Origin of the sequence: Rhizobium sp. M10, assembly GCF_002531955.1 — a bacterium.
GTDB classification, from domain to species: domain Bacteria; phylum Pseudomonadota; class Alphaproteobacteria; order Rhizobiales; family Rhizobiaceae; genus Rhizobium; species Rhizobium etli_C.
The window spans coordinates 1-20,416 of record NZ_NWTA01000010.1; the positions used below are offsets into that span (position 1 = coordinate 1).

24 protein-coding genes and 1 pseudogene are annotated in these 20,416 nt (G+C 61.7%); 15 read left to right on the forward strand and 10 right to left on the reverse strand.

Annotated elements, in window-relative coordinates; all coding sequences use genetic code 11:
* The 5 genes and pseudogenes from CO671_RS17395 to CO671_RS17415 form a co-directional block, all read left to right on the forward strand.
* A pseudogene (locus CO671_RS17395) lies at positions 1-457 on the forward strand (TOBE domain-containing protein); the annotation flags it as partial.
* Between the two features lie 15 nt (positions 458-472).
* Entirely contained in the window at positions 473-2,011 is a 1,539-nt protein-coding gene (locus tag CO671_RS17400; protein WP_097606969.1) for a GMC family oxidoreductase, read from the forward strand.
* 9 nt (positions 2,012-2,020) lie between these two features.
* Entirely contained in the window at positions 2,021-3,676 is a 1,656-nt protein-coding gene (locus CO671_RS17405) for a GMC family oxidoreductase N-terminal domain-containing protein (protein WP_097606970.1), read from the forward strand.
* 11 nt (positions 3,677-3,687) lie between these two features.
* On the forward strand, positions 3,688-4,857 hold the full coding sequence (locus tag CO671_RS17410) for a Gfo/Idh/MocA family oxidoreductase (RefSeq protein WP_097606971.1): 1,170 nt from the start codon (positions 3,688-3,690) through the stop codon (positions 4,855-4,857).
* 6 nt (positions 4,858-4,863) lie between these two features.
* A complete protein-coding gene (locus CO671_RS17415) occupies positions 4,864-6,948 on the forward strand; it encodes an FAD-binding protein (RefSeq protein WP_097606972.1) in 2,085 nt (694 codons plus the stop codon).
* A gap of 18 nt (positions 6,949-6,966) precedes the next feature.
* On the opposite strand, the gene CO671_RS17420 is transcribed toward CO671_RS17415, so the two are convergent.
* The 4 genes from CO671_RS17420 to CO671_RS17435 form a co-directional block, all read right to left on the reverse strand.
* Positions 6,967-7,149 carry a hypothetical protein gene (locus CO671_RS17420; protein WP_064683424.1) on the reverse strand — a complete coding sequence of 61 codons (183 nt, stop codon included), beginning with the start codon at positions 7,147-7,149 and terminating at the stop codon, positions 6,967-6,969.
* A gap of 211 nt (positions 7,150-7,360) precedes the next feature.
* On the reverse strand, positions 7,361-8,152 hold the full coding sequence (gene xth / locus CO671_RS17425) for an exodeoxyribonuclease III (RefSeq protein WP_097607127.1): 792 nt from the start codon (positions 8,150-8,152) through the stop codon (positions 7,361-7,363).
* Between the two features lie 31 nt (positions 8,153-8,183).
* On the reverse strand, positions 8,184-8,585 hold the full coding sequence (locus CO671_RS17430) for a GFA family protein (RefSeq protein WP_097606973.1): 402 nt from the start codon (positions 8,583-8,585) through the stop codon (positions 8,184-8,186).
* Positions 8,586-8,596: 11 nt separating this feature from the next.
* Positions 8,597-9,064: a hypothetical protein gene (locus tag CO671_RS17435; RefSeq protein ID WP_097579018.1), complete on the reverse strand. Its 468-nt coding sequence runs from the start codon at positions 9,062-9,064 to the stop codon at positions 8,597-8,599.
* 289 nt (positions 9,065-9,353) lie between these two features.
* On the opposite strand from CO671_RS17435, the gene CO671_RS17440 reads away from it, so the two are divergent.
* A complete protein-coding gene (locus tag CO671_RS17440) occupies positions 9,354-9,854 on the forward strand; it encodes a hypothetical protein (RefSeq protein ID WP_097606974.1) in 501 nt (166 codons plus the stop codon).
* Between the two features lie 93 nt (positions 9,855-9,947).
* Here the strand turns inward: CO671_RS17440 and CO671_RS17445 are convergent, their stop codons facing one another.
* The 3 genes from CO671_RS17445 to CO671_RS33765 all read right to left on the reverse strand — a co-directional run bounded on the left by CO671_RS17445 (position 9,948) and on the right by CO671_RS33765 (position 12,205).
* Positions 9,948-10,571 carry a response regulator transcription factor gene (locus CO671_RS17445; protein WP_097606975.1) on the reverse strand — a complete coding sequence of 208 codons (624 nt, stop codon included), beginning with the start codon at positions 10,569-10,571 and terminating at the stop codon, positions 9,948-9,950.
* Between the two features lie 4 nt (positions 10,572-10,575).
* The gene (locus CO671_RS17450) at positions 10,576-11,964 is read right to left on the reverse strand and encodes a sensor histidine kinase (RefSeq protein ID WP_097606976.1); all 1,389 of its coding nucleotides are present in this window, start codon (positions 11,962-11,964) and stop codon (positions 10,576-10,578) included.
* Between the two features lie 64 nt (positions 11,965-12,028).
* Entirely contained in the window at positions 12,029-12,205 is a 177-nt protein-coding gene (locus CO671_RS33765) for a hypothetical protein (RefSeq protein WP_170964996.1), read from the reverse strand.
* A gap of 162 nt (positions 12,206-12,367) precedes the next feature.
* On the opposite strand from CO671_RS33765, the gene CO671_RS17455 reads away from it, so the two are divergent.
* Complete coding sequence (locus tag CO671_RS17455) at positions 12,368-13,219, forward strand: methyltransferase domain-containing protein (RefSeq protein ID WP_097606977.1); 852 nt, start codon at positions 12,368-12,370, stop codon at positions 13,217-13,219.
* A 58-nt stretch (positions 13,220-13,277) separates the two neighbouring features.
* On the opposite strand, the gene CO671_RS17460 is transcribed toward CO671_RS17455, so the two are convergent.
* Complete coding sequence (locus tag CO671_RS17460) at positions 13,278-13,550, reverse strand: hypothetical protein (protein ID WP_010030741.1); 273 nt, start codon at positions 13,548-13,550, stop codon at positions 13,278-13,280.
* Positions 13,551-13,748: 198 nt separating this feature from the next.
* Between CO671_RS17460 and CO671_RS17465 the strand changes: the two genes are divergently transcribed.
* From CO671_RS17465 to CO671_RS17490, 7 genes are all read left to right on the forward strand, one after another.
* Complete coding sequence (locus CO671_RS17465) at positions 13,749-14,147, forward strand: DUF1236 domain-containing protein (RefSeq protein WP_097606978.1); 399 nt, start codon at positions 13,749-13,751, stop codon at positions 14,145-14,147.
* 113 nt (positions 14,148-14,260) lie between these two features.
* Positions 14,261-15,127 carry a DUF1236 domain-containing protein gene (locus CO671_RS17470; protein ID WP_097606979.1) on the forward strand — a complete coding sequence of 289 codons (867 nt, stop codon included), beginning with the start codon at positions 14,261-14,263 and terminating at the stop codon, positions 15,125-15,127.
* Between the two features lie 53 nt (positions 15,128-15,180).
* The gene (locus CO671_RS33770) at positions 15,181-15,345 is read left to right on the forward strand and encodes a hypothetical protein (protein WP_010029342.1); all 165 of its coding nucleotides are present in this window, start codon (positions 15,181-15,183) and stop codon (positions 15,343-15,345) included.
* Positions 15,342-15,923 carry a BA14K family protein gene (locus CO671_RS17475; RefSeq protein WP_097606980.1) on the forward strand — a complete coding sequence of 194 codons (582 nt, stop codon included), beginning with the start codon at positions 15,342-15,344 and terminating at the stop codon, positions 15,921-15,923. Before CO671_RS33770 ends, CO671_RS17475 begins: the two co-directional genes overlap by 4 nt.
* 114 nt (positions 15,924-16,037) lie before the next feature.
* Positions 16,038-16,352, forward strand: a complete 315-nt coding sequence (locus tag CO671_RS17480; protein WP_097606981.1) for a hypothetical protein — start codon at positions 16,038-16,040, stop codon at positions 16,350-16,352.
* Positions 16,353-16,453: 101 nt separating this feature from the next.
* Complete coding sequence (locus CO671_RS17485) at positions 16,454-17,329, forward strand: hypothetical protein (protein WP_097606982.1); 876 nt, start codon at positions 16,454-16,456, stop codon at positions 17,327-17,329.
* Between the two features lie 97 nt (positions 17,330-17,426).
* A complete protein-coding gene (locus CO671_RS17490) occupies positions 17,427-18,419 on the forward strand; it encodes a L,D-transpeptidase (protein ID WP_097606983.1) in 993 nt (330 codons plus the stop codon).
* A 41-nt stretch (positions 18,420-18,460) separates the two neighbouring features.
* Here CO671_RS17490 and CO671_RS17495 read toward each other — a convergent pair whose 3' ends face one another.
* Entirely contained in the window at positions 18,461-19,252 is a 792-nt protein-coding gene (locus CO671_RS17495) for a phenylalanine 4-monooxygenase (protein WP_097606984.1), read from the reverse strand.
* Positions 19,253-19,374: 122 nt separating this feature from the next.
* On the opposite strand from CO671_RS17495, the gene CO671_RS17500 reads away from it, so the two are divergent.
* Positions 19,375-19,836 carry an Lrp/AsnC family transcriptional regulator gene (locus tag CO671_RS17500; protein WP_010030248.1) on the forward strand — a complete coding sequence of 154 codons (462 nt, stop codon included), beginning with the start codon at positions 19,375-19,377 and terminating at the stop codon, positions 19,834-19,836.
* 24 nt (positions 19,837-19,860) lie between these two features.
* On the opposite strand, the gene CO671_RS17505 is transcribed toward CO671_RS17500, so the two are convergent.
* Positions 19,861-20,361 carry an Lrp/AsnC family transcriptional regulator gene (locus CO671_RS17505; RefSeq protein ID WP_097606985.1) on the reverse strand — a complete coding sequence of 167 codons (501 nt, stop codon included), beginning with the start codon at positions 20,359-20,361 and terminating at the stop codon, positions 19,861-19,863.
* Between the last annotated feature and the right edge of the window lie 55 nt (positions 20,362-20,416).

A 20,416-nucleotide genomic window follows, 5' to 3' on the forward strand; every position in this document is an offset into this window, starting at 1 on the left:
GATCTATAACAGCCCGGCCAATCTCTTCGTCGCCGACTTCATGGGATCGCCGGCGATGAACCTGCTCAATGCCACCGTCGAGGCCGGTGCCTCCGGGCTTGCCGTCTCGCTCGAGCGGCCGAACGGCGCGCCGCTGAGGCTGCGGGTTGTCTCCGGCAATCACGGCCTGTCGGCCTATGCCGGCAAGCAGGTGATCTTCGGCATCCGCCCGGAGGCCTTGACCGATCCTGACGGCGCCGACCGCAAGGCGCGCTCGCTGACCGAGGATGATTGCCTGATCGAAGTCGTCGAACCGGCCGGCTCCGACACCTTCGCCGTCACCAAGCTCGGCGGCAAATCCGTCGTCGCCCGCCTGCGCGCCGATGCCGGCATTGCTCCAGGCCAGAACACCCGCCTTGCCTTCAATCTCGACAAGGCCGTGTTCTTCGATCCAGACAGCCAGATGCGGATCGCGTGATGGCCAGAGGCTAAGATGAGCAGTTCACCAGACATCGTCATCATCGGCTCAGGCGTCGGCGGCTCAACTGTCGCCGCCGGCCTGGCCGCGACCGGCGCTGACATATTGATCCTCGAAGCCGGCGATCACATCGCCGATCTTCCCGTCAATCGCGACCAGCGCGCCATCTTCCAGCGAGGTCATTTCCGCCCGAGGGAAATCTGGTACGAGGCGAGCGGCAAGGGTTTCAACCCCGGCAACTACTACAATGTCGGCGGCAATTCGAAATTCTACGGCGCCGTCTTGTCGCGCTACCGCAAAGAAGACTTCGGTGTGATCGAACACCGGGAAGGCGTGTCGCCGGCCTGGCCCTTTCCTTATGAGGAGTTGGAGCCCTGGTACTCGAAGGCGGAGCGGATGTATCAGGTCCGCGGCAGTCTCGGCGACGATCCGACCGAACCGTATCACTCGACTGCCTACGAGTTCCCGCCCGTGCCCGACGAGGCGCCGGTCGCCGATGTCAGGGCCCGCCTCAAGGCGAAAGGCCTGCATCCGTCTTCGCTGCCGCTCGGCCTCGATCTTGACGCGTGGCTGTCCAAGGCGCGTACGCCCTGGGATGCCCATCCGAATGCAAGGGACGGCAAGATGGATGCCGAGACCGCGGCGCTCGCGGTGGCGTTGAGACACAAGAACGTTCGGCTCGAAACCAACGCGCGCGTGACGCGGCTCGACACCGGAGCCGGGAGCCGGATCGACCGGGTCACCTATATCAAGGACGGCGAGACGCTGACCGTCTCGCCTGACATCGTGATCCTTTCGGCCGGGGCGGTCCAATCGTCGGTGCTGTTGCTGCACTCGAAAACCGACCGCTTCCCCAGGGGCCTTGCCAACTCTTCCGATCAGGTGGGCCGCAACTTCATGAACCACAACGCTTCCGCCGTGATCGGCGTTTCGCCACGGTTCAGGAACACCGCCGTCTACCAGAAGACTTTTGCCTTCAACGATTTCTATCTTTCCGACGGCGAGGGCGGTCCGCCGCTCGGCAATGTGCAGCTCCTGGGCCGCATCTCCGAAAAGGTTCTGAAGGGCTCCCTGCCGCAGGCTCCGGAATGGCTTCTGCGTTTCATGACGGACCATGCCATCGACTTCTATGCCATGAGCGAAGACGTGCCCAATCCCGAAAGCCGCGTCATGGTCGATGGAGACCGGATCGTCCTGCAATGGCAAAGGACCAACTGGGACGCCCATCTGGCGCTTGTCGCCAAGCTGAAGGCGATCCTGCGGTCGATCGGATTTCCGATCGTGTTGTCGCGACCTTTCGATAAGCGCACGCCGTCCCATCAGTGCGGAACGATCCGCATCGGCAACGACCCTGCGACGGCGCCGCTCGATCCCTATTGCCGGTCCTACGATCACGAAAACCTCTTCGTCGTCGACGCCGGCTTCCTGCCCACGTCGGCTGCGGTCAATCCGGCGCTGACCGTCGCCAGTCAGGCGCTGAGAGTTGCAGATCACATCGCATCGAAGGACTTGCAGACGCGGGCAGATCCGTTGGCGCGTGCAGGCCTCACATAGGACAGTAAAATGGGCTTCGACTATATCATCACCGGTGCCGGTCCTGCAGGCTGCGTCCTGGCAAGCCGCCTCAGCGAAGATCCAGATGTGAGAGTGCTGCTTCTCGAAGCGGGCGGCGGCGACTGGAATCCGCTTTTTCATATGCCTGCCGGCTTCGCCAAGATGACCAAGGGTGTGGCCAGCTGGGGATGGCAGACCGTTCCCCAGAAGCACATGAAGGGCAGGGTGCTTCGCTACACCCAGGCGAAGGTCATCGGCGGCGGCTCGTCGATCAACGCCCAGCTCTATACGCGCGGAAACGCGACCGACTATGATCTCTGGGCCAGCGAAGACGGCTGCGAGGGCTGGGATTATCGCTCGATCCTTCCCTATTTCAAACGGGCGGAGGACAATCAACGTTTCGCCGACGACTACCACGCCTATGGCGGTCCGCTGGGCGTCTCGATGCCGGCTGCTCCGCTGCCGATCTGCGACGCCTATATCCGCGCGGGGCAGGAACTCGGCATTCCCTATAATCACGACTTCAACGGACGACAGCAGGCGGGTGTCGGATTCTACCAGCTCACCCAGCGCAACCGCCGCCGGTCCTCGGCCTCGCTTGCCTATCTCTCGCCGATCAAGGACCGGAAGAACCTGACCGTCCGGACGGGTGCGCGCGTCGCGCGGATCATCGTCGAAAGAGGCCGAGCGACAGGCGTCGAGATCGCGACCGCGCGCGGCTTGGAAATTGCCCGCGCCGAACGTGAGGTCCTGGTGTCGTCAGGCGCGATCGGATCGCCGAAGCTGCTTCTGCAGTCCGGCATCGGGCCGGCCGATCACCTCAAATCGGTGGGCGTCAAGGTGAACCACGATCTGCCCGGTGTCGGCGGCAACCTGCAGGATCACCTGGATCTTTTTGTCATCGCCGAGTGCACCGGCGATCACACCTATGACGGCGTCGCGAAGCTGCACCGCACACTCTGGGCCGGGATTCAATATGTCCTGTTCCGCACTGGTCCGGTGGCCTCGTCGCTCTTCGAGACCGGCGGCTTCTGGTATGCCGATCCCGAAGCGCGGTCTCCCGATATCCAGTTCCACCTCGGCCTGGGATCAGGCATCGAAGCCGGCGTCGAGCGGCTGAAGAATGCCGGTGTGACCCTCAACTCCGCCTATCTGCATCCGCGCTCGCGCGGCACGGTGCGTCTGTCATCCGCCGACCCGGGTGCGGCACCCTTGATCGATCCCAACTACTGGTCCGATCCGCACGACCGGAAGATGTCGCTGGAAGGGCTCAAGATCGCCCGCGAGATCATGCAGCAGGCGGCGCTGAAGCCCTATGTCATGGCCGAAAGGCTTCCCGGTCCGAAGGTCATGACCGAGGAGCAGCTTTTCGACTATGGCTGCGCCAATGCCAAGACCGACCACCATCCCGTCGGCACCTGCAAGATGGGAACGGGACCTGACGCGGTTGTCGGGCTGGATCTCAAGGTCCATGGCCTTGAAGGCCTCCGGGTCTGCGATTCCTCCGTCATGCCGCGCGTGCCGTCCTGCAACACCAATGCGCCGACGATCATGGTCGGCGAAAAAGGATCGGATCTAATCAGGGGTTTGCCTGCGCTGCCCTCGGCAATCTTCGCTGATGAACGCAACGATTCCAGGCCGCGAGCCCGCGCGGAAATCCGGTAAGGAGAACGACGATGTCTGAAGTCAGAGTTGCAGTGCTTGGCGCCTCGGGCTGGATGGGGAAGGTCCATACGATGGCCTATCAGACCTTTCCGCATTTCTTCGGCGTGTCGGACGGAACGGCGCGGATCGTGGCGCTGGTCGACAGCAACCCTGACGTAGCGCAGGATATTGGCAACAGGGCGCCGGGGGCTAGAATCTACCAGGATTGGAATCTGGCGGTTGCCGATCCCGAGGTCGATCTGATCGATATCTGTCTGCCCGACCATCTTCACTACCCGGTGGCCAAGGCGGCGCTGCTGGCCGGCAAACACGTCTATTGCGAGAAACCATTGGCCAACAGCGCCGATGAAGCGCGGGAACTGGCCGAGATCGCCAGAGAGAAAGGTGTGATCACCCGTGTCGGACACGCCTTTCCCCGCAATCCCGTCCATGATCTGGCGAAAGACATCATCGATTCAGGTGAAATTGGCGAGATCAAGCTGTTTCGCGGCTGTCAGCATGTCGATATGTATGGTGATCCCACGGCGCCCTTCATGTGGCGCGCCGATGGTAAGCTGGCGCCGACCGGGATCGTTGGCGACACCGGCTCGCACATTTTCAGCTTCATGGATTTCCTGGTCGGCCGCGTCACTTCCCTGATTGCCGACAATCTCATCGTCACCCCGCGCCGGCCCGTCGTCGAGGGCCTGGCCTATGGTGAGCAGGTGAGACTGACAGGCAACGAGTCCTGGGCTGACATCACCAACCCGGACGCGACAAACCTGCTTTGCCGGTTTGCCAATGGCGCCGGCGGGATTGTCGATTTCAGCCGCGTCGCCACAGGCCGCAAGTTCATGCAGACCTATGAGGTCTACGGGACGAAAGGCAGCATCGCCTATACCTATGATGAGATAAACCGGCTGCGCTTCTATTCCAATGACGACCGGACGGGACGGCGCGGTTTTCGCGAGATCGACGTCGGCCCGGAGAACCCGACCTTCAGGGCTTTCCTTCCGCTGCCAAATTTCGGCATCGGCTACAACGAAAGCAAGATCATCGAGGTCGCCGAGGTAATCCGCTCGATCGTCTCAAACAGGCCGATGTGGCCGACCTTCGATACCGGCCACCACATCTGCCAGATCGTCGACGCATGCATGGAGTCTTCCCGGCAGAAGCGCTGGGTCGACATCCCGCTCGGATAAACGCCGATGACCATAGACGTCCCGCAGGAAATTCTCGACGCGCTGACCGATGTCGATATGCCCAAGCTTCCCCCCGAAGCTGGCCCTTCCGGCACAGCTCGGCTCGCCGGCATCGAGGTGCCGGTCTATCGAGCCGGCTGTGTCGTCGTCGGATCGGGTGCTGCAGGTCTGCGTGCGGCTGTGGAAATGAAGCGGCGCGGTGATGATGTCGTCATCGTCAGCCAAAGCGCCTGGGGCGGAACCTCAGCCTGCTCCGGTTCCGACAAGCAGACCCTGCACACGGCTAACACGGCGGATCAGGGTGACAATTACAAGGCGATGGCCCGGGCCATCCGCAGCGGCGGCGCCATGGACGAGGACACCGCCTATGTCGAGGCCGTCGGCTCGTCGCGAATGATGGCGTCGCTGCAGTTTCTCGGCCTGCCGCTGCCGCAGGATCCGCTCGGGGGAACGCTGCGATATCAGACCGACCATGACGAGGTCGGCCGCGCCACCAGCTGCGGCCCGCGCACCTCGCGCCTGATGGTCAAAGTGCTGGCCGAGGAGGCGCTCCGTCTCGATGTGCCATTCTACAACCAGACCACCGCGGTCAAGATCCTCACCGAAGGCGAGGGAGCAGATCGCCGCGTCGTCGGCATATTGGCCATGCGCGCCGGCGATCGTACGCGGGAGAACCCGCTGGGCATCGCGCTGTTCGTCAGCGGCGTGATCGTGCTTGCGGCCGGCGGGCCGGGCGAGCTCTATCGCGACAGTGTTTACCCCAACGGCTGCTTCGGCTCCCTCGGCCTGGCGCTCGAGGCAGGCGTCGAACTCGTCAACCTGACCGAAAGCCAGTTCGGCATCGGAACGCGCAGGGAAGGCTTCCCGTGGAATCTATCGGGCACTTACGTCCAGGCGATTCCGCATATCTACTCGGTCGATGCCGAGGGGGGCGAACATCATTTCCTGGCGCAATATTACCGCAGCACCCAGGAGCTGGCGTCGAACGTCTTCCGCAAGGGCTATCAATGGCCATTTCATGCGACGCGCATGCTGGATTTCGGCTCGAGCCTGGTGGATCTCGCCATCCATTGCGAAACCGCCGCGGGGCGGCGTGTCTTCATGGACTTCAATCGCAATCCACTGCCGGTGCCGGGCGACCTGCCGTTCAGCCTGGAGAGGCTGGACGAAGATGTTCGCCTCTATCTCGGCAAGGCGGGCGCCGATCAGGACATGCCGATCGATCGGTTGAAGCACATGAACCCGCTCGCCATCGAGCTTTACCGCCGCTACAAGATCGACATCGCCGCCGACCCGCTGGAATTCGCCGTCAACAACCAGCACATGAATGGCGGCATCATGGTCGACACCTGGGGCCGCAGCAATCTTGCCGGCTGTTACGCGGTCGGCGAAGCGGCGGGCACACATGGCGTAACGCGGCCCGGTGGCGCCGCGCTCAATGCAGGGCAGGTCTTCGGCACCCGGGCGGCCGAGCATATCAGCGCTAGCGGAAGGGCGAAGGTCGCCGCCACGGGCGATATGTCAGGTGTCGCAGAGGCAGGTATCACCGCGCTGCTCGCCGCTCTTCGCAGCGAGAGCCCGCTCACCCTCAAATCGATCCGCTCGGAGGTGCAGGCGCGAATGAGCGAGAAGGCCGGCATTGTCTGCGATCACGAGAGCGTCGCCCGGGCCTTGATCGAAGCGCGCAAACTGAACGCCGACATTCGTGCCGGGGGCGTCGCCTACGGCCGCGCAGCCGAAGCGGTCCGCGGCGTGCAATGGCGCCACATGGCGCTCGCCTCGGAAGCCGTGCTCAGCGCCCTCGACTTTTTCATTCGCAATGGCGGCGGCAGTCGCGGAGCGCGAGCAATATGTGATGCCGAGGGCGAATCCCTTCCATATGCAAATGCGGGCCCTTTGGAGGAATATCGCTTCCGCAAAGAACGCGAAGCGCATCGGGACGAGCAGATCGTCGTTCGGCTCGACGGCGATAAGCTCAGGCTTTCAACCCGTTCGAACCGCAATTTCGATGAAAGCGCCAGATCCTTCTTCGAGCGAGACTGGCCCGCCTGGTTGACGGGCCGCACCTACGATCTCGGCGCCGGCAAATAAAGCGTGCCGCAATCGCAATCAATCGGGATTGGCAACCGGTGGCGGAACCCGGATGCGTTCCGTGTCGTCGGAGCCTTCGGCGACGGCCTCTTCGCTTTTGCGCACGCGCCTTGGCGGATCTTTTCCTTCGATCGGCTTCGGCGATAATTGGTCGTCGGCCTGGATCTCGTCGGTGTTGAGATAATTCTTGCTTTCACCCATGACGATCACTCCGGGAATGGAATTGGCAGCCATTACTGCATGTCGCCCGGAAGTGTGCAGCGGTTCCGGGACAACGACATGCATAAAAACAAAGGGCTAAAGCGCGTCGCATGAATCAAATTTGATGCGACGCGCTTTAGACAATTTCCTTTGCAAGCTAACGCCAGCTGGCATCGTGAGGTTCCCTCGCTCCTCCGCGAGATATCGCAGCTCAAGCGCCGCCGGCTTCGGGGATGTCAAGCTCGATCATGACAGGCGCATGGTCGCTCGTATGCTCCCAGCCCCTTGGCTTTCGCCGGACGCTTGCCGATCGAAGCCACGGCGCCACTGCCGGGCTGAGCAGAAGGTGGTCGATCCGCAGCCCGGCGTCGCGTTCGAAACTGTTCCGCCAGTATTTCCAGAAGGTGTAGATGCGCTCGTTCGGATGCAGATGCCTGACGGCGTCCGTCCAGCCCTGGGCCACCAGCCGGGCATAGGCCTTGCGCACTTCCGGCCTGAAAAGCGCATCGTCCAGCCAGCGCTCCGGCTTATAGACGTCGATCTCAGTCGGCATGACGTTGAAATCGCCGGCCAGGATCGACGGCACCTCGATTTCGAGAAGTTCGGCGGCATAGGCGTGCAGGCGACTGAACCAGCGGAGCTTGTATTCGAACTTCGCGCTGGGAAAGGGATTGCCGTTCGGCAGATACAGGCACCCGATCACAAGGCCGTCGACGACGGCTTCGATATAGCGGCTATGGGTATCGTCGGGATCGCCGGGCAGGCCACGCCTTGTCAGGATCGGTGTCTTGCCTTTCGCCAGAATGGCAACGCCGTTCCAGGACCTCTGTCCATGCCAGACGGCGCCGTAGCCGGCCCGTTCGGCCTCCTTCCGGGGAAATCTGGCGTCGTCGGTTTTCAGTTCCTGGAGGCAGGCGACATCCGGGGAATCCTCCTTCAGCCAGCGCAGCAGGATATCCAGCCGTCCGTTGATCCCGTTGACATTGTAGGTTGCGATTTTCATGAGACCCATGTCGAGGCGGTGCGGCCATAATCTAAAACCGCTCCTGAGTTTCCTCCTCCGGAAGTCCGCGCCCACCATCGGCCCAGTCAAGACGGCTCTCCACGCCGTAATGTCCCGCCGGCCGAATACGGTCGGGGTGATCGAGCGAGCCGGCCGTCACGCGGATCAGTTCATCGCCGTCATACTGAAGAAAAAGCGGTGTTCCGCAATTGCTGCAAAAGCCCCGCATCGCAATGGGCGAGGATCGGTAGGTGGCGGGGGATCCATGTGTCCAGACAAGATCCTCGACCCTGGCCTGGACGAGAACTGCGAAAGGACCTCCGGTCGCCTTCTTGCACATATCGCAATGGCAATATCCCGAATGCGGCGGATCGCCGGCGAATTCGTATCGGCAAGATCCGCACAGGCAGCCGCCGGTCCATAGCGTGGCCATGGCAGAGCGGCTCAACGCGTCGCGCCGAAGACGAAGGCGATGCCGGCGACGATCGCTGCGGCGGTCAGCGGCTGCCGGCGTATCCGATCCTCGATGTCCTGAACGAAACTTTTGGCTTCCGCCTTTGCCAGACGGGCCGTTCCGGACGCCAGTTCCGAGGCGGACTCCGCCATCCGGCCGGCTTCTTTCTGCAGTGCGCGCAACTCCTCGCGGTCGTAGCCGGTCGGGCGCAAGGCTTGATCGACCAGCGGATAATCTTGATCCAGCGCGGTCGGATCAGGCTCGCGCTTCACGCGCTCAGCCGCCTCGACATCGCTGCGGCCGACGGGAATGGAGGTATGGGTGGCCGACACCGGATCGGATGCGGGAAACGTGTCTTCGATCGCCTTGTCGAGTTCGCCCCTTCGGGCCTGCTTTCGCTGCTCTGCCTGCTCTTTTTTCATGGATTGGACGGCAGGGGATTCGTTCGGGTTTGGCATCGGGGCTTCCTCTGTTGCAGTTTGATAAACAAAGCGATGACAAAGAAAGAAGTTCCAGAAAAATGCGTCCACCCCTCAGGCAGCAATACCTTGGTAAGAAAGGCGAGAATATTACAGCCAAAGGCCGCTCGCGTTTTCTGCGCCCATCCATTTGGTAGTCTGGCGCCGGACCAAAGTCCCGCCTTTTGTAGTACCTAGGTCCGGTTGCATTTAATGGTCGGAAAGGCGAAAATTCTCATGCGTCCAATAACGGTAGGAATGGCGAAGAACAGATGAACGAGGCTACGGCATGACTGTCTCGAAACGCGATTTTCTGAGATGGGGCGGCAGCGCGGCCGTCGCCCTCGTTGTTGCCGCATCGCCTTTGTCGATCAATCTCGGCGGCTCCCTTCCCCATCTGGCGGTGAAGCACGCGCAGGCAAAAGATGGCAATAACGGCAATGGCGGCGGCAACAGCGGTGGCGGCGGCAATAGCGGAGGGGGTGGGAACGGCAACGGGGGAGGGAATAGCGGTGGGGGCGGAAACAGCAGTGGTGGATCCGGCAACAGTGGTGGCGGAAACTCCAACAGCAACGCGTCATCCTCTTCCTCCTCCGCCGCGTCGTCGAAAGAATTGGGGGCGAAAGCGACCGCCGGTTCCGACGGATCGATCAACGTTCGCCACGCGAACGGCATCACCGAGAGCCTGCGCAGCGGCCGCTATGTCATGAAGGACGGGAAAGGCAGGACGATCATAAGTCGTCAAGCGACGGCCAACGACACCCGCCGGCTGAGTCGCTTCCTTCGCTAGAGCATGATGCCGAAAAGTGTAAGCGGTTCGGACGACATCATACTCTAACTCTTTAATTGAGAACGGGGTTCAGATTTTCCGCCGCCCTCGGCGTTACCGCCGTTCGCGCCATTGCAGGGCCGCTTCGGTCCTGTTCGAGACGCCGAGTTTGCTCAGAATCTGGGTCATATGGTGCTTCACGGTCTTTTCCTGCAGGTTGAGGCGCAAGCCGATATGCTTGTTGGAAAGGCCTTGAGCGACAAGATCCATCACCTCGCGTTCCCGTGGCGTCAGACCGTTCTTGTCTGAGGCCGCGCCATTCAGCGAATTCTCCATGACCTTTGCCGACATCGTCGGCGAGATATATCGTGATCCGCTGAGGACGGTCTGGATTGCCTCCGCGAGACCACGGGAGCCGACACCTTTGAGAACATAGCCCATCGCCCCGCGTTGCAGGGCGCCAAGCAGCGTGTCCACTTCTTCGGATACGGTCAACATCAGCACTTTCGTCGCCGGACTGTGCTCCAGGACGTCGCTGATCGCAGCCAATCCGCCGCCGGGCATCGAGACATCGAGAAGCATGACGTCGGGGCGGTTGTTCGAAGCGATCATGGCGGCGTCTTCACTGCTGGCGCCTTCGCCGATAACGACGAAGTTGCTCATCTCCGACAAGCTGCGCGTTACGCCCTCGCGAAAAAGCGGGTGGTCGTCCACGACGCCGACGGTGATTGCTGTCATCTCTCTAGTCTCCAACTTCCATAGGCTCGAAGGTCATGGTCACGGTCGTTCCTCCTTCGCCTGTCTTGATATCGAAGGATCCCCCCAGGCTCTCGATGCGCTCGCGAAGCCCCACCAGGCCGAGGCTTGTCGGCCTCACTTCCGCCGGGTCGAAACCATCGCCACGATCGCTGACCTCGACACTGACATGACCGTTGTGCGACACGGCTTTCACGGTCTGCTCAACGCCGCCGCCGTGGCGATAGGCGTTGTTCAGGGCTTCCTGGATGAAGCGATAGATACAGATCTTTACGGCAGTCGCGAGTTCGGGTCCATCCTCGTCGATGATTGTTTCGACAAGGGTTTCGGTCTTGTGCTGATGCGCTTCGACGACCCGCATCACGATCTCGCTGATCGTGGATTTTTCGATCTGCGGCAGCACCAATCCGCTGCAGATATTGCGGATCTCCGTCATCGCCTCGGCCAGGCTCGAGCGGATCCAGGCAAGTTCCTTTTCCCGGGCTTCGGGTTTGGTAGACGCGTTGATCAAAAGGTCGCTGTCGAGTCGCAGTGAAGCATAGGCGATGTGCTGTGCCGGACCGTCGTGCAGATCGGCGCCGATGCTGCGCAGATATGTTTCGTTCAGTGCCGCCACCCGTTGCGAGGCGCGCTGCAGCCGCCGCTGAAGCCCGCGATTTTCGGAGAGCAGCGCCGACAATTCCGTCACCCGTTCTTTGAGATCCTTGCGCTGCGCTTCTATCGTGCGGCTGCCCCGAAACACCAGAGCGGAGAGAACGAGGAAAAACAACGCTGTGAGGGCTGCGACCGCTCCCCAGCTCCGCAGCCTCGCACGTGCCAGGCTGTCGGCGAGACCCTCCGCCGTCTCGTAGAATTCGAGCACGGCGACCGCCTGGCCCGACCACGGCTGCAAAACCGGGTTGTAGATTTCCATCAACGGTTTGCCGAGCGCGCGCTCGACGCCGCTTTCCGGGTCTTCGGCGATCTCGTAGCGGGCAACGAGCGACCCGGCGAATGCCTTCCGCAGCTTGTCGCTTACGGGAAACTTCTGACCCACCAGTTCTTTCACGTTCGAATAGAGAATGGTGCCGTCGCTTCGCCACAGCTTGAACGAGATAAGGCGCCTGCCGAGCGCGCCCTGGCCGAGCGTCTCGTCCAGCGCCTGGGCGGTGCCTTCATCCAATAGCGATTCCGTTTGCATGTCGGGAAGCAGCGGCGCCACGACGCTGTCAACGTAAAGCGCCGTTGCCGCGCCGGAATTATGAATGACGGCTTCCTCGATCAGATGGGTCACGAGAACACCGACCAGAAACATGACGGCGATCGAGACCAGGCCGCCCGCGATGAAAAATTGGGAGGCGAGTGAGCGGGCATTCCAGCGGCGAAGCCAATTCATTTTGATACCGGCAAGTGATTTTGCCGACTAACCTACAGCGTCTTTAGAGTTTTTCCAGACAGGATCAGGGCAGATTCCTGGTATCGAAGACCTCGGCGCCTCTGATGCTCTCGGTCAGTGGGAGGCCGTCGCCTGACATGGCTGCGCCGAAGACATAGAGGAGGCCGGCCAAAATGACGACAAGAGCGATGACGGAGATGCTCCAGGCGTCATTCACATGGGATCTGTTATTGCGGTTCATGTGCGGATCTCCTTCCGTGTCTTTCAAACGACGCCGTCAGGCCCCCCGTTCCACGCCGGGGACTTCGGTCGAAGAGGCTTGGGACCATGGTCCGATCACTGTGGACAATGGCCGATTCAGCCATATTTTCCGTTCGACGGAGTTGGTTTCGGAGACGTATGCGTGACAATTTCTGCGGACATCGAAGGCGGCGCAGACGCCAAATTTTTCCCCTCTTCGACACCGTTCGGTGAGGGCGTCGCCGACCTTTACCAAGCCCTTCTCGTGCCGATCCTCTTCGAACCCTATGCGTCGGAAATGGCGAATGTCGCCGAACGGCTAAAACCCGTCAGCGTGCTGGAAGTTGCGGCGGGGACCGGCGCCTTGACACGTGCTCTGCGCGCCAGGCTCGATCCGGCGGCCGAGATCGTCGCCACCGATCTCAGCCAGGCAATGATCGACGTCGGCGCCCCGTCCTTGACGCTGTCGCGGACCCATTGGATGCATGCGGACGCGCAAAACTTGCCCTTCGCCCACGCAATGTTCGATCTCGTCATCTGTCAGTTCGGTGTCATGTTCTTTCCCGACAAGCCGAAGGCCTATGGCGAAGCGAAAAGAGTTTTGCGAAGCGGCGGCCATTTCCTGTTTTCGACATGGGATTCGCTTGCGGCCAACGACTTCGCAAGATGTGTGGACGAATGTCTGAGAAGGCTCTTTCCGTCCGATCCCCCTGATTTCCTCGAACGTTTGCCATACTCCTATTTTGACGCTGGAGCGATCAAGCCACAGGTTTCGTCGGCGGGATTCGAGGCGGTTTCCTGTGATCGGGTGACGTTGACCTCGGTCGCGGCCACCGCCCACGACGTTGCGGCGGCATTCTGCAAGGGTTCGCCGCTCAGAGGAGAGATCGAAGGGCGGGCGCCGGAGCGCATGTCCGAGATCGTTGATGAGGTGGCGGAGCAGGTAGCGTCGCGCTACGGCGCGAGCCCTTGCGGAGACATGGGCGCGTTCATCGTCGCCGGCCGCCTTCCGTAACTGTTCCAGCCGCAGATCAAAATGCGGAGCGCACGCCTGATCGGCGCGGAGGCTTTGGTTAAGGGACCATAGAGTAGTTTGTACGGGAGGGTTCGTGCATCGCGTCGATGACGTGCTGCTCGATCTCGATACAGGTCTCGTCATATTCCCGCACCAGCTTCAGATTGAACCGTCGCCGCCGAAGACGATCGCGTGCTTCGACCGCCATCTGATAGGCCTCGAAAAGCTCGAGTTGCCAGGGCTCGCGCGCCTCCATGATCAGCGTCCGTATCTGCGGCAGGCGCATCGCCAGGCGCCTGCGTCCAGCTTCCCGGCGGTTGGATCGTGTCATCTCCCTCAGTCTCCTGCCATGCCCACAACGCGGAGCCCCTGCAATCCTTAAATAGCGCCGGCAACGATTATTGAAATGGGTTTCGGACCTAGGGCCGGGCCCCCTCAGACTGAGGTCCGAGAGCTGGAACGACCCGGTGCGCAGCTAGTTGGTCTGCCAGCGGTCGCGAAGGCCGTGTTGAAACAGAAGGAGGAAAATATGCTCTTGAAGCTTATTGCCGGCGCGGCAACTGCCGTGTCCCTGATGTCGGGCGTCGCATTCGCCCAGTCCTCGACCGTCAACGGCGCGGCCGGCGGCGCGGTCACAGGAGCGATCGTCGGTGGTCCCGCCGGCGCTGCCATCGGCGGCGTTGCCGGCGCAGTTGTCGGCACGGCGATCGATCCGCCGCCGCAAAAGGTCGTCACCTATGTCCGCGAAGCTCCGGCACCGTCGACGCGCGTGGTCGTGAAGGAAAAAGTTGTCGTCGGCCAGCCGTTGCCGGAAACGGTCGTCGTGACGCCCATCCCGGACGACCCGACATATGCTTACGCGGTGGTCAATGACCAGCGTGTCATAGTCGAACCGTCGTCTCGCAAGGTGATCCAGGTTATCAAGTGACCTGATCGTACACGCGGCTCTGCCGCGTCTTGCTTCCGAAAATCATCTTTCAGAACCAGCCGCACGATGGACGGCAGCGTCGTCGTGCGGCCGAAAAAAGCAGAGAGATAGTTATGAAGACCAAGACATTTGCCGTCCTGATGACGGCACTCTCGATCGGCGTTTCGCCGGTTGGCCTCATCTCCGCCTCGGCGCAGGATGCGCCGATCATTCCGAAGAAGGGTGCCGCTCAAAGCGGCCAGTCCGGCGGCGCTGCGACTGAGCAGCCGGATGCGGGCGCCGCCGCGCCGGGCGGCACGGGCACAGCGACTGACCCGGGCACAGCGACTGACCCGGGTACAGCGACTGGGCAGGGTACGCAGCAGCCTTCCAGCTCCGGCGGAAGCTCGTCGGGTGCATCCTCTGGAACCACCACGGATGGATCCTCTGGCCAGGCGACCGAGCCCGGCGCGAAGACGCAGTCGGATGCGAAGACACAGAGCGGAGGCTCCGGCGAAGCCGGCTCCGGTGGAACTTCGGACAGCCCGAAGACGACCGATCCCGGCCAACCTTCGACGGAAAGCCAGCAGCCTGCCGGCAGCAAGGACGCCGGCACATCGACCGGCTCCGGCGAAACCCAGAAGTCGGGCGAGGCGAAGTCTTCCGGCGGTTCGACCGAGACCCAGTCGAACAGCAACACCTCGGTCGACAGCAGCAAGACCCAGACGAACACCACCACCAACGTGAACATCTCGGTCGAGCAGCAGACGGAAATCCGCAGCGTCGTGAAGGAGGTTCACGTCGAGCCGGTTCGGGAGGCGGATTTTACGGTCTCGGTTGGTACCACCATCCCGAAGAAGATCAGGCTCGAACCGCTGCCGCCGCGGATCGTCGAGATCGTACCGCAGTACAAGGCCTATCGTTTCTTCATCCTGGCGGACGGCCGGATCGTCATCGTCGATCCCTCGTCGTTCACCATCGTCTACATCATCGCGGCGTAGAGCGCCGCGGCGCCCGGCGGCAGTCTGTGCCGCCGGGACCAGGGAGAAGGACCATGATCTATTCCGAAGAAAAATCCGCTGGCCTGGCCGTGCCGCTGATCGCCATCCTGCTCGCAATCGCCGGCATTCTCGCCGCGCTTGTCGCCACCGGCGGCCACAGCAGTGCCGGGCCGCGCGTTTGGGTTCCCCAGGCACAGCAGCAGGGGGCGGGCCAATGAACGCCATTGCATCCGTCGCCTTCGGCATCGTCAGTTCGGTTGGCGCCTGTATGGCCGCGGCATCGGTTGCCTCGCACGTCGTGGCGGATTCCGAACCGCACGCGGTCCCGGAATTGGCCGCGGGCGATCTATGGACGGCGAGCCCGGTGAAAATCGATCCTCGGCAACAGCGCTATGAACGAATTGCCCCGCTCTATTCCAGCTATGTCACCGAAGCGCCGGCGACCGTGGCGTCAAGGACAACGGTGCTGCCCGCTCGCGCGTCGAGCGAACTGCAGACGCCGCAGCCAGAATTGTCCCTCCAGCATCTCGCCTGGTGTGAGCAGCGCTACCGCTCCTTCGATCCGGCGACCAATAGCTACCGATCCTATAGCGGCGAGACCCGCGAATGCTCTTCGCCGTTTCGGCAGAATATCGCCGAAAGCGATGAAGGCGGCGGTACGAAAGTGAATGCGCAGGCAGCTGCCCGATGCGCCGCTCGCTATCGATCATACCGGTCGGAAGACAATAGCTATCAACCCTGGGACGGACCGCGGCGAAGCTGCGACATGTCGGATCTGGTCGCGACCAGCAACTAACCATGGCCGGGGCGAGGCGTACGAAATCGCGCCAAGCGGGCAGGCCAGACTAAAGTCCGTGTTGTAATCGTACCGGTTGTGATATCCGGTTGTATTTGAGGGCGGAGAGTGGGGATGGCGACGACGCTGATAGCAGAAATCCACCAGGCGCAGACAAGGCTTCCGTTCCTGAGCAGGGCGGAGCGGGGAGCCCTTATCATGCGCATCCTTCGTGAGCTGAAGACGCTGCGTCAGGAGGTTCTCGGAAACGTGCCGGCCGATCGCTGTGTCTGGATCGACAAGCTTATTGCATCGGTCTCCTCGACGATATCGGAAATCGTCACCATGCAGGACGCCGAGTTCAATCGGGTTCTGAACGAGTTCGAAAAGCTCATGGCGACGCTGCATAACATTTCCCGCCCGGAAAAGCCGTCGAGGACGGTTCACTAGCTTCGGCCCTGGCAATGACGGGGCTGTAACCCTTTCAATATGACCTGTACGGCGGCCCACTGCGCTGGAAACCGATCCCGGTGCGCAAGCGTTCTCCTCGCATGACCGAAACAAAATCTCCCGACGCGGCGCCCTCCGGCGAAGACGATCGAAAGCCCGGCGCGGATGTTTCCTTTCCCTACGACAGGATGACTGTCGAGCAATTCCGAAGACGCTTCCCCCGCGCCCGCTGGAGCGATGATCGCAAGGCCTGGTTCGTTCCCGGCAGCACGGCATCCCGCCGCATCGGACGATGGCTGGCCGAGCTGGAGGCCGAGGCCGACGCGCATGCGGATGCGAAGGGGCGCGATGCCTTCGCCTTCGATCCGATCGACAGTCCATATCTTGAACTTGGCAAGGCAGGTTTTCGAATCCGCACACCCTATTCGAAGACAGTCGTCGACGAATTGCGCGAAGTGCCGTTCTCGCGGTGGGACGGCGACCTTCGCTTATGGCATGTCCCCTTCCGGTCCTATGAGGATTTGAGACGCCGATGGCCTCATATCGAAGCGGCGGCTCGTAGAAACGAGCCGGAGGAGAGACGACGGCGCGCCGAGGAGCGCAAGGGGAGCGAACAGGATCTGCGCAGCAGGCTTCGCTCGACTGAGCGAAAGCGCCATCGTTACCCGCTTGCCGCCGGCGACTTGCCGCCGATAGGGCGTCCGGTGGCCACCTCCTATGGGATCGTCGTGTTTACTGAAATCACCGGCGAACTGGTCGATCCCCACCCCGTTGCGGACGTCTATCCCGGCGTCAACGAGGATGATCTCTGGGGATATTGGCGGGCGCCGACATTCGAAGAGCTTGTCCGTACGTGGCCGGCAAAAACACCGCCCCTTCAAGGTGCCAGATGGTGGCTGCCGACGATCGAAGAGCTGAGGCCCGCCCGCCGCGCGGCAAGATCACGCGAGGCCAGGACGCGCGCGAAGACGCCGTGACCGCAGCTGTCGCAAGGGGCCGGACCGGCCGCAGAGGCAGTCCGGGGTGTGCGCAGTCCGCGTGGGAACAAATTCCCACGTCGGCCATTTGTCGTCCATGAAAACAACCCTGCCGATGTCGCTGCTCGCGCTGGCCATCTCCGTTGGCGGCGCCGCCGCGCGGGATCTCCGACCCGAAGCGATCAATGCCGCCGCGATTGCCGACATCGAGACGGCAAAGCCGTCGCCCGCAGATCCGGAGCCGGCGATCGTCCGTCTTCAGGTCCTGCTCGACCGGGCGGGTTCATCTCCCGGCGTGATCGACGGCCTGTCCGGGGAGAACGTCAATAAGGCCGTGGCCGGCTTCGAGGCCATGAACAAGCTTCCTGTCGACGGCAGGCCGGATCCTGAGGTCGTTTCCCGCCTGGAAGACAATGCCGCCATCGTCCGAAGCTACGTCGTCTCGCCCGAGGACGCCACGGGTCTCGTCGAGACGATCCCTGAGGATTACGGCGAGAAGGCAAAAATGCAGAGCCTCGGCTATACCAGCGTTGCGGAGAAGTTGTCCGAACGCTTTCATATGGGTCTCGATCTGTTAAACGCGCTCAACCCGGCTTCCCAGTTTTCACCTGGAGACACGGTGTGGGTCGTCGACCCCGGCCCCGCAAGGGAGGGCAAGGTCAAGAAGATCGAGGCCGACAAGAAGATAGGCCAGGTGCTGGCCTATGCCGAGGACGGATCTTTGCTGGCCGTCTATCCCGCGACGATCGGCAGCAAAGACAATCCGTCGCCCTCAGGAAAGCACAAGGTCAAGGGCGTCGCGAGAATGCCGGTCTACCGATATGACCCGAAGCGCAACTTCAAGCAGGGAAAGAACGACAAGGTCCTGACGATCCCGAAGGGGCCGAACGGGCCGGTCGGCAGCGTCTGGATCGATCTGACCGAGCCGACCTATGGAATCCATGGGACGCCGGAGCCCAAGCTCATCGACAAGGTCGGCTCGCATGGTTGCGTGCGGCTGACGAATTGGGACGCCGAAGAACTGGCCGGCATGGTCAAGCCGGGCGTCCTGGTCGATTTCGTCAATCGCAGCCCGGCCGCTCCGAAGTGAGGCGCCGGCCCGCAATCCACCGAGCTCCGCCGTGTCAGCGATTACGATGCCTTGGCCTCGAAAGCCGGGGCAAAATCACCTAGCGATTTCGCCTTGAGGATCGTGCCGCCGATATCCTGCTCCACGATCGCTTCCAGATCGGCGAAGCTGTCTATGACGTAATAGATCGGCTGCAGGATATCGATGCGGTAGGGCGTCCTGAGAACGCTCAACAAATCGAACGGCCGGAATTCGCAGGCCGTGCCTTCCGTTGCCGCCTTCGCCTCACTCGGCGATGAGACGATGCCGGCGCCGAAGCAGCGGCGGCCTTGCGGCGTATTGATCAGGCCGAATTCGACCGTGAACCAGAAAATCCGGAACAGGTGCCATGAATAGCCTTTGCCGAGGCGCATGGCCGTTTCGCCGAAATGCCGGACGAAATTGGCATAACTCTGATTGGTCAGCAGCGGGCAGTGGCCGAAGACTTCATGAAACAGGTCCGGTTCCTCGATATAGTCGATATGTTCGCGGCGGCGCAGGAAGGTGGCGAGCGGGAATTTGCCTTGCGACAGAAGTTCGTAAAAGCGCGAGGGCGGAATGAGCGCCGGCACGCCTTCGACGCCGAAGCCGGTGGTCTCGTTGAGGCGTCTGTTCACATCGAGAAGCTGAGGCACTTTCTCCGGCTTCAAGCCCAGCAGTTTGACGCCATCCAGATATTCCTGGCAGGCCGTGTCGGCCAATATCTTCATCTGGCGCCGGTAGAGTTCGCCCCAGATCGCATCTTCTTCGGGGCTGTAGTCGTAGAGGCCGTCCGGGCCGGGCAGTTTGGCGGTATAGCTGCTTTCTTTGGTCATCGGCTGATCCTCCCGGAATGGCGCTATTTCTGCGATTATGCTCCGTGCCGGGCGGATTTTCTTTTCTTTTGTGCCGCGTATCGCCATAGTGATGAAAAATATTCTCGATCAAGAGAGTGAAAATGAAAGAAACCGGGAACTTTCGCCGCAAGCTACTGAAGCTCATCCAGGCCGATGGCAGCCTGTCGCTGGCGGACCTGGCGGAGAAGGCCGGCATGTCGCAGAGCTCCGCCTGGCGGAAGATCCAGGAACTGGAAGCCGATGGCGTTATCCGCAAGCGCGTGACGCTGCTCGATCCCGGCAAACTCGACCTCAAACTCTGCGTCATCGCCCATGTGACGCTGGAGGATCACCACGAAGAGGCGGTCGCGTCCTTCGCTTCGGTGGTGCTGGAACGGCCGGAGATCATGGAGTGCTACGCCTTGTCGGGCGCCTTCGACTATATGTTGAAGATCCGGGCCAGCGACGTGGAAAGCTACGAAGCCTTCATGACGCGTTACCTCATGCGCAACCCGCATGTGCGCACCGTGGTCTCGAGCTTCGTGCTGCGCGAGCTGAAATTTTCGACCGAACTGCCGCTCTGACGCCTGTCCTCTGCGGACCGGCATTCAACGTGTGCCGTCGCCGTGCCAACTGCCCGGCATGCGTACCGGAAAACCCTCGAATGTCTTCAGCGTGTCGAGCACGATCGAGGTTTTCACGTGCTGCACCGATTCGTGCGGCAGGAGAACGTCGTTGACGAATTTGGAGAGGTCGGCGAGCCCGCGGGTCGCGACCTTCAGGTGGTAGTCCATTTCACCGGTCAGCGCATAGGCTTCGAGAACCTCCGGCAGCCCGTTGATCAGCTGGGAAAACCGCCGGGCATTATCCCTGTTGTGGGTGGCAAGCGTCACCGAAATGACCACCAGCATGTCCAGCCCCAGCTTCTCCCGATCGAGATAGGCTCGGTAGCTGCGGATATAGCCCTCGGCTTCCAGTCGCGTGCGGCGGCGCGAGCATTGCGAGGGTGAAAGGGCGATGCGATCGCCGAGTTCGTTATTCGTCAGCCTGCCATCCTTTTGCAGTTCCTGGAGCAGGCGCAGATCCAATTTGTCCAGATGTTCATCCATTGCGCAAAATCTCCAAAATACTCACGAACCGTGCATAATATCTTCCGCACGCATA